The following is a 12,668-nucleotide window of genomic DNA, read 5'->3' as shown; positions in this document are numbered from 1 at the left end:
CTTTTTTTAACTATGCGCAGCGGATTCACCCAACAACTCAAAATTAACACAATACCTATAAGTGAGGTTCAATTTCCTAGCAACACACGAGATCATATTGTTAATTTATTACGGGCTCTTCAAGCGATCTACATGAATAAGGAAATTAGTGTTCGCATAGAAAAACTTTTGCAAGAGGCCATTGGGACTAGTCAGACTTCAGGAAGGAAAGGGATGGGATTATGGGAAGTTTTTGTTTTGGCTCAATTACGATTGTGTCAGAATTTATCATACGATGATCTTCTAAATTTGGCAAATTATAACGTTTTGGTTCGAAGGATGCTGGGAAAACAAATTAATCTTGGTCTTGCTGGTGAATCAGTGGATGAATATACCTTTCAAAATATTTATGATAATGTTAGCTTGGTTGATGATGAAACACTAAAAAAAATTAATGCTGTTATTGTTGAATTTGGACATGGTATATTTAAAAAAAAAGACTCGGATCCATTATCCTTAAAAACAGATAGTTTTGTTGTTGAAACAAATACGACTTTTCCATCGGATTATGTATTACTTTTTGAAGCTGGTCGCAAATGCCTAAATATGATCGGTGAAATAGCAAAACAGCATAAAGTAAAAGGTTGGAGAGAAGTAAAAAGCGAATCAAGTAAATTAAAATCACTCTGTAGATCTTTTGGGAGAGCTACCTCAGCAGGTGGGAAAAATAAAGCTAAAAATGAAATTGAAGCTTGCCAGGCATATTTGAATAAAGCAAAATCACTATACAAAAAGGTTGCTGATTTTTGGGAAAAAGATATGCCGGCATTGCTTATTGACCAAAAGACACTGTTGGTTCTTATTAAAGTTGAGTGGTTTAAGTTGATGTTTGAAAAACATATAAACTTGTTGGAGCGAAGAATAATTGGCCAAGAGAAAATCCCAGCATCAGAAAAAGTCTATTCCCTCTATCTTCCTTTCACAGAATGGATAAAAAAGGGAAAGAAACGCCCCCCAATTGAAATAGGGAAAAAGTTATTTGTCACAACAGATCAATTTGGGCTTATTGTTGATCATTGTCTTGGGGATAATTTATCAGACAGAGATTCGATTATGGATATTATTGATCGAGTACTAGAAAAATATCAATTAGTATCATCTTGGAGTACAGATAAAGGATTTTCTTCAAAAGAAAATAAAGCGTTAATTCAGGAAGTTTTCCCTGATTTGCAGTTGATAATGCCTAAACTAGGTAAACGAAATAAAACGGAAGAGGCTGAAGAAAAGAGTAAACCCTTTAAATTATTAAAAAATGCGCACTCTGCTATAGAATCTAACATCAATGAATTGGAGAATAGAGGGTTAGATAGGTGTCCAAATAGATCTCCTGAGCAATTTCGAAATTATGTAGCCCTGGGAATTACAGCATATAATTTGCATAAAATAGGAAAACGATTAAATGAAATAAAAATTAAAAAGGAAAAAACACGATATAAAAAAATTATATCTGCCGCTTAAAGAAGCTGCCTTTTAGAATGGAATAAAGCCTCTAGATTTACTAAAGGCTAAATTCTGTATGTCTTAATTTTCAAATAATTGTCGTAAAATAACCTTCAATGTCTTCTTCTGTCAAAAATGATAGATTTTAGCAATCAAAGGATAAATATCCAATAATCAAGCCATACCAATAGTGCACAACAATATTGTTTCTGTTATATTTTAAAATATTGTGTTTCATTTTCTTACAGCCACTAATTAAGAGTGCGTTCAAAAACCGAAATTCGAAGGGAAAATTTGATTATTGCAGAAACGATACCCGATTATTTTGAGCGAATAGCAGCGCTATTGTGGAGAAATTATCCAAAATCGTTTTCAATAATTCGAATTTGCAGCCTGTGGTGCGCTTCTAAACATGCTCTTAAGGTAGAGCATCTGGTGGTGCCATATTCGGTTTAATTTAGTCCCTCTGGCTATAGATTTGAAGTAATAGGGGTAATGGCAGCAATGTTCTAAATGATGGTGATGCTTTTTGACCCGGATGATTCATGCTTCAATCCTCTTTTAGCTGCAAGGCTGGAAAAATGAAGGGATAGTCTCCTATTTCGATTTTTTTCCAACGAAGGAGATGAATGAGGAGAAAACAAGCTTGCCCGAATTTGGGCTATAAAAAAACTGTAGGCGTGAATGTAATGATTGGATAGTGAATCAGTTAATTTAAGTTACTGAATTTAGCGGTGAATAATTCGGGTTAATACTGGATCACTTCTGCAATAGTCTAATTCTCGATTAGAATTTTAAAAATACTTTTCATAAGAATCCTCACTTTAACCAAGTGGGGATTTTTTGTTTTAACCGGTTGATTATGTTTTTTATAATCTTAAGCCTTGTATTGGTTTTGTTATAGTGGTTTCAATGTCTTTTGTTTGGAATAGCATTTATTGCGTATTGGTCGTTAATTTTAGTTAAACTATATTTTTGATGGTATTATTTATGTTATTTTGAGTTATTTTAGCAGGGATTCCTATCTACCTACTGCAATTTATAATGTTAAGACCACCTCTAATAGCTCGATTTTCTTTTGTTTTTATTATTGCGTTTTTTATCCTTTTTAAGGGAGTTTTTGCGCAATCTAAAATTACGATTAGTGGTTACCTGTCAGATGCCCGTACCGGGGAACATTTGATTGGGGCTTCCGTCTACGATCAGAAATCAGGAAAAGGCGCCGTAACGAACGCCTATGGCTTTTACAGCCTGACCATCGCTCCTGACTCTGTAGATCTGTATTTCTCCTATGTGGGCTATCAGAATGAGCGTAGGCAATTTCTTGCGAATGAAAGTAAACGCCTAAATTTAAGGCTATCCAGCGATTTATTATTGAAAGAGATAACGGTGGAAGCACCAAGGGAAGATTTACCCAGTCAGGTACAAATGAGTACGATTGAATTACCATTGGCGGATATCAAACAGGTGCCGGCGCTTTTCGGAGAGGTGGATGTTTTAAAAGTGATTCAGTTGTTACCCGGGGTGCAATCCGGAACGGAGGGGACTTCGGGATTGTATGTTCGGGGCGGCGGGCCGGACCAGAATCTGATATTGCTGGATGGTGTTCCGTTGTATAATGCCTCTCACTTGCTGGGCTTTTTCAGCGTTTTCAATGCTGATGCGATCAATAAGGTGGACCTGATTAAAGGCGGTTTTCCGGCAAGATACGGAGGTCGGATTTCTTCGGTGATTGATGTGAAAATGAAAGAAGGGAATGACCAGGAGTTTCAGGGAGCCGGAGCGGTAGGCTTGATCTCCTCCAAATTCTCTTTGGAAGGCCCGCTCAAAAAAGAACAATCCAGTTTTATTATTTCCGGTCGGAGAACTTATTTGGATCTGGTTGCCAGACCTTTTATGCCTAAGAATAATAAGGCGGGTTATTATTTCTACGATACCAATGCGAAGTTTAATTTTAAACTGGGCGATAAAGATCGACTTTACTTTTCCGGTTATTTTGGTCGTGATAAAGGATTTGGAGGGACGAAATCAGACTATGAAGATTTTGATCTAGGACTTTATTGGGGAAATGTTTTAGGGACGGTGCGCTGGAATCACCTGTTCAATGATCGATTGTTTAGTAATTTATCTTTTAATGTCAGTGACTATCAATTCCGGGTGGGCTTTTTCCTCAAAGACCGTTATGGTGGGGAAGAGCAAGAAATGAATTTGGTTTATTTATCCGGAATTCAGGATTATACTTTACGATATGATTTTGATTTTATTCCTTCCCCTCAGCATTACATCCGCTTTGGGATGCAGTCTGTCTTTCATCGGTTTCGTCCGGGCGTGTTTGATCTGGATGGGGATGAGGATCTTGCTGAAATTAATATTAAGGGCAGTGATCAGGTCAATTCCATGGAATATACGGCTTATGTGGAAGACGAATGGAAGATTCATGAGCGATTTTCAGCAAATATTGGAGTAAACGCCACCTTCAATTATGTACAGGATCATTGGTACCCAAGTATTCAGCCCCGTGTCTCTGTGCGCTATTTGGTGAATCGTGATTGGTCCTGGAAGGCTTCCTATGCGCAAATGAATCAAAATCTTCATTTATTAACCTCTTCAGCATTTGGCCTGCCTACTGATTTGTGGGTGCCGGTTACCCAGCGGGTAAAGCCACAGGAGGGGCACCAATGGGCCTTGGGTACCGCCTTTTCCAAGGGAAAGCTTGAATATTCTCTGGAAGGATATTATAAAAAAATGAACAATGTGGTGGAGTACAGAGAGGGCGCTTCTTTTTTTAATTTTAATGGCAATTGGGAAGATTTAGTGACCTCCGGTCAGGCTTGGAGTTACGGTTTAGAGCTTTTAATTCAGAAGAAGGTAGGAAAAACGACAGGCTGGTTGGGCTATACCTGGTCCAAATCTATGCGGCAGTTTGATGATATTAATCTCGGAGATGCTTTTCCTTATAAATATGACCGCAGGCACGATATTTCCCTGGTGGTAAATCATGAGCTGGGGAAGAAATGGAGCCTGAGCGGGACCTTTGTTTATGGTACCGGCAATGCGATTTCATTGCCCGTTCGGCAGTTGCAACCTCCGGCAGATGCCGGTTACGGTGGTGAAATAAATGAATATGGGGGTAGAAACAGTTTTAGGATGCCGGCTTACCACCGAATGGATTTATCCTTGACTCATACCAAACAGAAGAGGTGGGGAGAGCGCTCCTGGGTGATCTCTGTCTATAATGTTTACAATAGGAAAAATGTATTTTTCGTGGACCCTTTTTACAGTAGCTGGTCCGGTGGATATGATGCCGTGACTCTTTTTCCAATCATTCCGTCCATTTCCTATAACTTTAAGTTCTGATCATGAAAAAGATATTGTTTTTTATACTTGGGGCTGTGATGATGGTCGCCTGTGAATCCGTCATTCATATTGATATTTCCTCCATGGAGCCACTTTTGGTGGTGAACGGGGTTTTGTCGGATCGTGACCCTTTTGTCATCAATGTGAGTGGATCTAAACGCCCCCAGGAAAATGATTATCCGGACTTGAAAAATCCGCAGGTTCGGATATTTCATGAAGGCAAGGCATTGCCAATGGGCGACCGGTGTCATTCCGATGGATATTATAATGATTATTCTTTTTTAGGTTTGGAAGAAAGCTTGCTAAAGGAAGGCGAAAGGTATGAGGCAGAGGTGTCAGCGGAGGGTTTTAAGCCTTTGCGTATTCCTTTTGAGTTGCCGGAGCGGAACCTGGAAGTTTTAAGGGCATGGGTAGAGGAATTTCCCGAAACTAATGAGCGCTCCCTTTTCGTTAAAATGCAGCTGCCCCAGACCTCGGCTTATTTTGAAATAATTCTTCATAATTTGAGTTCCGATGAAAAGCTAGATTGGGAAATCCCATTTTGTTCCAGAAGAAAATATACGACAAAGGCGGCTTATTGGCAGGCAGGCTTTGAGTTTGGAGTGGACGACTACCGGGACCATGCCACGGTTTTTTCCCGGGAAATGTGGGAGGAGGATATCGTGACCCTGGAGATTAAACAATTGATCTCCGGGGCTCATTTTAAGGAAGAAACCCATCTGGCTTTGCGCACCACCACTGAAGCGCATTATCGTTATGATTTGTCTTTCCGTAATTATAGTTTCTCTAAAGATAATATCCTGGCAGAGCCTGTGAATGTTTATTCGAATATACCGGGCGGGGCGGGAATTCTCACAGGATCGGTCATTGATATTTATGAAATTGAAAATCTTCCTGAAGCCCCGGAATATCCTGAAGAACCGGACTACTGGGGACCTGATTATTGGGAATAATGAGAAGTGATTCAGGAAATGGAGCTTATGAATATTATTACTACATTAGTGAAGTTTTTTGATATTGATTTAACCAATTGTGATGTTCCTGCTTATTCTTCAATATGGATTTTTAGTCATCTTTTTTCTGACTGCCGTTATTGGCTTGCTAAGCATTGTGGGCTGGGTGCCCAAAATGGACGAATGGTACCGGAAGCGCATTTTTACGGCGCTAATACTGGAGGTAGTCGCTGTAATTTTATTGCTGTTTAAAAATAATTTCACAGGCGAATCTCCGGCAAAGCCAATATTAAATTGCTCGGTGGAGAATTGGGTGGCCTTGGATGAAAAAGGAGGTTTGGTGCAGCCGGAAGTGAGTGTCAAGTTTGAGGAAACAGAATATCGGGAGACCCTGGGGAATGAACAGTTGCAGGCTTTTAAAGGGCTGGTGTTGGGTTTAGAGCAGGGGAGTTTAAAGGTGAAAAATATTAAAGGGGAAATTCTGGCGAGTTTTTCGGCAGCAGAGCTGGAGGATTTGGGCTTGTTTAATGTGATAAAAAACGAAGAACAGATATCTTCCTTCCGCCATCATCAATATATTAAATGGCAAAAAGGAAAAAGTGAGGACTCATGGACCTACAAGGGACAATATTTATCCCCTTTCAAGCTGGAGATTATGGATGATAAAGGAGGCACAAAGTACATCATCCGTAATGAAAATAAGGGAGAAGTAATTTTTGACTCTGATCACTTCTCCAAAGATTTATTTCATGTGGACAATCGCATGACGCATTTTTTTCAACATCAGGGGGCTTATCATTTATTAAGAATTAATGAAGCCAATTTATCGGGGAGGCAGAATGCTTATGTTCATGTTTTACATGTTTTGCTTGAACCAAAGATTCAGTAAAATTCTTGCTAATAGGAAAGAGATGGAATATACTCCTTGATGATTTTTTGAGTACTGTCTATAAGCAATCGGATTTTTTCTGAGGCATAAGCATCTCCATGCGCTCGATTGAAATTTCCCATATCATTATCAAAATACTGACCACTGGCACCATTCACTTCCGTAGAAAGCGCAAGCTGATAAAGGATGTCGGCTCCTTTATTTGCCGGGGACCAGAAGGTTCCATAAGCTTCCCGTGCCATTCTGGTATTCAACAAAGAACCAGGATTTACGGCAATTATATTGAGTTCCGGTTCCTGTTGCGCCAGATAAAAACTCCACATGGTCAGCGCTAATTTACTTTGCGCATAAGTTTCTTGTTGGGAAAGATGGCTTTTTCCCTCCAGCGCCTTCAGCGATACCGGTGCCTGAGCGGCAGAACTGAGGTTAATAATTCGGGCATCTTCTCCGTTTTTCAGTAAGGGCATCAGGCCATAGGTTAAAGCATATGGAGCCAGATAATTTACCATAAAGCGTAATTCCTGTCCCGTGTGATTGGTCGGATTGATTGACTTAAAAACCCCGGCATTATTGATCAGAATATCTATTTTGGAAAAGCGACTTTTGATATCTGAAATCAGGTTTTGAATAGTAGAAAATTCAGATAAATCTCCAACAATACCGTGGATATTTTCATTTCCGCTAGTCGTTTTAATGGATTCAACCGTAGCCTGCACTTTTTGGTCATTGCGCCCGTGAATAATTATTTCATGCCCTTTTTTGGCCAATTGTTCCGCCGTCATTTTACCAATGCCATCTGTACTTCCTGTAATGAATATCGTCTTGCTCATTAATTTTTCACCTTTTAGGTATTGATTAAAAACATAACCAAATATCTTTCATAAAGTATTCGGTTGTCCTTAAATTTTGCTTAGCCTATTCACTTTTGACTTCAATAAAACCGTGATCGCTGCTGCCAAGTCATTTTTTTCAATGAGGGATCATTGTCCCGATTATTCCTGAAATCAAGGGCTGTTTGTATGGAAGGCCTCAAAATGATGATTCATAAGCCCATATCTTCAGAATTTCCATCACTTTGTTCGTGACTGCTGTCCCTGATACCTGCTTTTCTTCATATTTAGTCACTAATTTTTTAGAAGGAGGAAAACCGGTAGGAAGCCAGTCTTCCTTGATGAGGAAATATCCAATGCCGAATAATTAAACATCGCCAAAAGGATTTGGGATTTGAGCATCCTATTAAAGTAAAGATTTTGTCTGTGCTATGTGCATCATTTCATGCAAAACAAACTCTTCCACGGCACCTTCAGTAACTTCCATATATCTTTTAAGATGTTCGTTTTGCATATGCGTCTGCCATAGTTCCCTATTTTCCCATTTTTCAAAAAAGAGGAATAAATCCGGATTTTCATTGTCCTGATGGAGGTTGTAATTGATACAAGCTTTTTCAGCTCTGGTCACCTCAATTAATTTTAATAGCTCTTTCTTTACAAATGCTCTTTGCCCCCTTTTACTCGGATTCGCACTACAATAGTTAATTTTTAATTGCTCATTTTATCAGTGTATTGTTGATCACAAAGTGAACTCCTAGTCAGGCCTGCGGTATGAAAAAAGGTTTGATGGAATAGGAAAGATAAGATGCCATCGATTACCAGAATGCCCCTTTGTAATCCGGATGATTTTTACTCCTTTTGCTTAAATTACAGGGGATAAGCCAATAAAAATACCATGCTTAGAGAATCAACAGGGTAGTTATTTGAAATCCACAGGGAGGAACTCAGCAGCTGAGAGAAAAGATCTCATCAGCATAATTTTTTGAAATTGTGTAGGTAGCAAGGGGAAGAGGGCGGCAATGTATCAATGAGCGTGAGTTTGATTATCGGGAAGGGAATGTATTTTTATTGCCCCCGAGGGATTACCATTTTTTTAAGGTAATGGAGCCCAGTTGTTTTTACTTTGTCTGGTTCATCGATCATTATTTTTTTAAAGGAAGGTGTACTGCCAGGTTACAAAGCGTGGTTTGACCGAATTGCCTATATTGAAGCGAATTATAATAGGTGCCGGGAGATTTTATCCCAACAGTATGGGAACGCGAATTTATTATTCAGAATATTAAGTCTATTTACCAGGAGGCCATTGAAAATGATGGTTTTTCTGATGCGATTATATCCGGAGCACTGGCCTCGGTTTTGAATGTGATGGCCCGGAGTATTGAGAAAAAATATGTAGATTCAGCGAATGACCGAGAGGAAAAATTTTGGGAAATATTGCGGTATATTAATGCTCACCTTCACGATAATGGCCAGTTGAAATTAACCTTGATACCGGATCGTTTCGGGATTTCGAAAACCTATTTTTCCGAATATTTTAAAAAGCATACAGGCCTAACTTTGGCAGAATATATCATGCGGGCGAAGTTGAGAATCGTGCAGATGAAAGCCATTCATACGAACTTATCCGTAAAGGAGGTGGCCTGGCAGCTGAATTTTACGGATAGTATTCATTTGTCCAAAGCATTCAAGAAAGCTTATGGAAAAACCATTATGGAAGTGAGGGGAGCCGGCAAAGTGAATTGCGAAGAATTTTAACCCAAATGAAGTGCCGCTTTAGGGATTGGTTTTCTTTAATCTGGTTATTTTTAGCTTTTTGAGTCGTTTTTGTAGGCTTTATTTACTCAGATTTGGATAAGCCTGCTTTCTCCTCATTCATCTGTTTCGTTGGAAAACACTGGAAATAGGGAAAATTCTTTCATTTTTCGCCACTTGCAGTTAAATAAGGATTTGAGTATGCCTCATTTGGGTTCAAGTGCTTTGACTTTTGTAGGAAAACGGGCTACCCGCTCATCCTTGTTCTTCTTGATCGGGTAGCCTGTTCATGGAATTATTTATACCATTTTAAAATCCAGCCAAAGTTCCCCCTCCACATAGGCTTGTAGTTGGTCGCCTTGGTGAATCTGTCCGGCGCCAGAGGCCGGAGTTCCGGTGAAAATGATATCGCCTTCTTCCAGGGTCATAAAACGAGAAGTATAAGCGATAATTTCCGCCATATTGTAAATCATCAACGCGGTGTTGCCGGTTTGCTTTTCCTCTCCATTGATTTTCAGACTGAAGTTAATATCATTCAAGTCCGGGAAATTGGCAATAGGCTTAAAGGAAGAGATCGGGGCTGCACCATCAAATCCCTTGGCCAAATCCCATGGCCCTTTTCCCGCACGGCAATCATCCAGAATGTCTTTGGCAGTATAGTCAATGCCCACCGCTAAAGCCTCAATATGAGCAGGAGCATCATCTAAAGAAATATCTTTTCCACTTTTCCCTATTTTGATGACCAACTCCACTTCATAGCGTAAGTCTTGCGTAAATGCCGGGAATACAACATCCTGATTTTCTTTTACTAAACTTGAGGAGGGTTTAGAGAAAATGACCTGCTTACCTGTTTTAACCGCTTGTTTCTCTTCCGCTTTGTTAACGTAATTTTTACCAATTGCTAAAATCTTCATCTTGATTTCTGTTTAATGTTTTAATGAGTCAAAAATATTAGAATGCAGATGCATCCATAGCGATTTTCATTGTGAAAACAGGGGGGCAAATTGAAGCCACATTACTTTTTGTCATTAGCATGAGGGCTTTCCATGAGTAAGGTACAATTATTTCACCTTGAAGGCCTAGTATTATTTAAATTGTTTTTTATATTTAAACTTGTTTTTATTTAAATTTATTGTGGATGAATTGGTATTTAGAGGTACTTAAAAAGTATGCGGTTTTTGAGGGACGCGCAAGGCGACAGGAATATTGGATGTTTTTCCTGATTAATATGGTCATTAGAATCCTACTTAATGTTTTTGATGTGGCGGTTTTGAACCTAGAATCAGGCCTTAGCTTGGTTTACGGGCTATTAGTTTTAGTGCCTACCTTTGCGGTTGGCTTTCGTAGAATGCATGATGTAGGCAAAAGTGGTGCATTTATATTTGTTCCATTTTATAACTTATACCTATTGTGTAAGGAGGGGGATAAAGGACCGAATGACTATGGAGATGATCCAAAAAATCCGGAAATGAATTTGAGAAATGAGATCGAAGCCTTCTCCGCAGAATAAGTCTGTGTATAAAAGCTGGAATCCTTATGAAAATTTGACTATTACAGCCGAGATTTAGGTTGCTTTTATTGGCATTAGCCTGTTTGGTTTCCAGTAATTTGAATTTATATGATGATGTTCTGCATCATTCTCGATCTAAAAGAAAAACCGACCATAAGTCGGTTTTTTTTATATGGCTTTATAGGGTATTTAAAATTAAGCCAGAATATTCCTGCTTAAATCCCCGTTTAGCTGCCAGGCAGGAAAAATGAAGGATTAGTTCCCCGCTCCAAGCTTTTCCTTAGGAGGCAAGTGAATGAGGAGACGGCAATTTGCCCAAATTTGGGGAATTAAAAACTGAAGAAATCACCAGTAATGAATTGAATTGTAGCGTCGTTATGGGCTGGTGAATAATCCGGGGTTAGGAAGAATAGAAAGAGAGGGTAAATGGCAGGCGAATCAGCTGAAATTTTGACACATAAAAGATGTCGTTTTTTCTTGTTTTTGATGTTAAGTTACTGGTAATGTGTCAAATAGTCTGTGTTTTTTGGAGGTGTGATGGATTTATAAGTCATTTCGTCTGAAAACCGAAACGGAACGGGATTTGATCATTTTTTAGTGTATGGATGGTTTCACCTAAATCAATGGAAAGATGACACTTGTAAAATCAAATCAAACCGCTTTCCCATCCATTTTTGGAAATTGGATGGATGATTTCTTCCAAAATGATTTCTTTGGGCGTTTCCCTGCAAACACTCAGCAAATGCCTCATGTCAACATTAAAGAAACCGATGAGGCCTATCATCTGGAGTTTGCTGCTCCGGGATTAGACAAGGAGGATTTTAACCTCAAATTGGAGAATGGTCTGTTAACTGTTCACGCCGAAAAGGAAGAAAAGCAGGAGGAAAATGAAAAAGTGCACCGGAAGGAATATTCTTATCATTCCTTTACCAGAACCTTCCGATTAGATCCTAATGTGTTGGCGGAAGAGGTTCAGGCCAATTATGTAGATGGTATTTTGAAAATAATGCTTCCCAAAAAAAATAAAGGCGAAAATCCTGAAGCGAAGCGAATTGAAATTTCGTAAAATGAAGTAGAGGGGTGTACCCTTAAAGAAAGGAGGTATCCATGAAATGGCTTGAAAAAATAAAAGGTTTCCTGAAGGTTGTGGGAAAATCTGTTCGTGATTTTTGGACTTCTGATATTGATCTAAGTGCCTTGAACCGTGAGGTTCCCTTATTCACAAACCGGGTACGGGAGGCTTTGGTGCCGGCAGCATTTAAGATTGAATTGGCTGTTGGAGATTTGAAGCGAGACGAAATTGAGGTGTTGGTAGAAGGGAATGATTTAGTCGTAAAGGCAATGAAGCGCATCGCTTCCCAAAAGAATGAGGGCGTGTGGCAAGTACATCATGCTTCTTATGCCGCCTTTCAGCAGCGATTTGCTTTGCCGGAAAATGCAGATTCCGATAAGGTGAAGGCCAAGCTTAAAAATGGTATTTTAAAGGTTGCCGTGGGTGCTAAGTCTTTGACGCAGTCCAAAGCAGAAAAGGTAGAAATCGCCTGATTGGATACTTCCTTTTTTCTGTCAGGGGGATTTACAAAATGAAAAAGAGGCTGTCTCATAATTTGAGATAGCCTCTTTTTTTCAAAAATGCAAGTACCCTCCCACAGGAGCGTTTTCAAATATGCGATTCTTCGAGGCTGGGTTTTACTTTTGAGACGGACCCTTTTTTGTTTTTCAGAATATAAGGTGGAGGGATCTTTTGAGCGCAATGCCTTTGCTTATTTTTGTAATATTCCAAGTATATGTAGAAGGGGAAGTAAAAACATGAGGCCATTGCGGCAGGACAAGATAAAATTCTGGGCAAAGCAAACGGGTTGATCAATCATTTCGGATTGAAGTAGATGTTTTTAGTT

12 protein-coding genes are annotated in these 12,668 nt (G+C 39.3%); 9 read left to right on the top strand and 3 right to left on the bottom strand.

Features of this window, described 5'->3' with window-relative positions:
- Positions 1-12: 12 nt before the first annotated feature.
- From NG22_RS17635 to NG22_RS11155, 4 genes are all read left to right on the top strand, one after another.
- Positions 13-1,497, top strand: coding sequence for an ISNCY family transposase (locus NG22_RS17635; protein ID WP_053405802.1), 1,485 nt, complete (start codon positions 13-15; stop codon positions 1,495-1,497).
- Positions 1,498-2,523: 1,026 nt separating this feature from the next.
- Positions 2,524-4,836, top strand: a complete 2,313-nt coding sequence (locus NG22_RS11165) for a TonB-dependent receptor (RefSeq protein ID WP_053405801.1) — start codon at positions 2,524-2,526, stop codon at positions 4,834-4,836.
- 2 nt (positions 4,837-4,838) lie between these two features.
- Positions 4,839-5,789 (top strand): DUF4249 family protein, encoded by a 951-nt coding sequence (locus NG22_RS11160; RefSeq protein WP_053405800.1) that lies wholly within the window; start codon positions 4,839-4,841, stop codon positions 5,787-5,789.
- A gap of 82 nt (positions 5,790-5,871) precedes the next feature.
- Complete coding sequence (locus NG22_RS11155) at positions 5,872-6,678, top strand: hypothetical protein (RefSeq protein WP_053405799.1); 807 nt, start codon at positions 5,872-5,874, stop codon at positions 6,676-6,678.
- An 8-nt stretch (positions 6,679-6,686) separates the two neighbouring features.
- On the opposite strand, the gene NG22_RS11150 is transcribed toward NG22_RS11155, so the two are convergent.
- Complete coding sequence (locus tag NG22_RS11150) at positions 6,687-7,508, bottom strand: SDR family NAD(P)-dependent oxidoreductase (protein ID WP_053405798.1); 822 nt, start codon at positions 7,506-7,508, stop codon at positions 6,687-6,689.
- Between the two features lie 406 nt (positions 7,509-7,914).
- The gene (locus NG22_RS11145; protein ID WP_053405797.1) at positions 7,915-8,214 is read right to left on the bottom strand and encodes a putative quinol monooxygenase; all 300 of its coding nucleotides are present in this window, start codon (positions 8,212-8,214) and stop codon (positions 7,915-7,917) included.
- A 317-nt stretch (positions 8,215-8,531) separates the two neighbouring features.
- Between NG22_RS11145 and NG22_RS18340 the strand changes: the two genes are divergently transcribed.
- Entirely contained in the window at positions 8,532-8,699 is a 168-nt protein-coding gene (locus NG22_RS18340) for a hypothetical protein (protein ID WP_216597644.1), read from the top strand.
- A gap of 33 nt (positions 8,700-8,732) precedes the next feature.
- On the top strand, positions 8,733-9,263 hold the full coding sequence (locus NG22_RS18045; protein ID WP_216597621.1) for an AraC family transcriptional regulator: 531 nt from the start codon (positions 8,733-8,735) through the stop codon (positions 9,261-9,263).
- Positions 9,264-9,559: 296 nt separating this feature from the next.
- Here the strand turns inward: NG22_RS18045 and NG22_RS11135 are convergent, their stop codons facing one another.
- Positions 9,560-10,174, bottom strand: a complete 615-nt coding sequence (locus tag NG22_RS11135; RefSeq protein ID WP_053405796.1) for a fumarylacetoacetate hydrolase family protein — start codon at positions 10,172-10,174, stop codon at positions 9,560-9,562.
- Positions 10,175-10,398: 224 nt separating this feature from the next.
- Between NG22_RS11135 and NG22_RS11130 the strand changes: the two genes are divergently transcribed.
- The 3 genes from NG22_RS11130 (at position 10,399) to NG22_RS11115 (ending at position 12,315) form a co-directional block, all read left to right on the top strand.
- Positions 10,399-10,770, top strand: coding sequence for a DUF805 domain-containing protein (locus tag NG22_RS11130; protein WP_053405795.1), 372 nt, complete (start codon positions 10,399-10,401; stop codon positions 10,768-10,770).
- Positions 10,771-11,401: 631 nt separating this feature from the next.
- A complete protein-coding gene (locus NG22_RS11120) occupies positions 11,402-11,836 on the top strand; it encodes an Hsp20/alpha crystallin family protein (RefSeq protein ID WP_053405793.1) in 435 nt (144 codons plus the stop codon).
- A 41-nt stretch (positions 11,837-11,877) separates the two neighbouring features.
- On the top strand, positions 11,878-12,315 hold the full coding sequence (locus NG22_RS11115; protein WP_053405792.1) for an Hsp20 family protein: 438 nt from the start codon (positions 11,878-11,880) through the stop codon (positions 12,313-12,315).
- Positions 12,316-12,668 lie beyond the last annotated feature (353 nt).

Source organism: Persicobacter sp. CCB-QB2 (genome assembly GCF_001274635.1).
Classification (GTDB): Bacteria; Bacteroidota; Bacteroidia; order Cytophagales; family Cyclobacteriaceae; genus Persicobacter; species Persicobacter diffluens.
The sequence above is the reverse complement of the archived record's forward strand: the minus strand, read 5'-3'. Positions and strand labels throughout refer to the sequence as shown.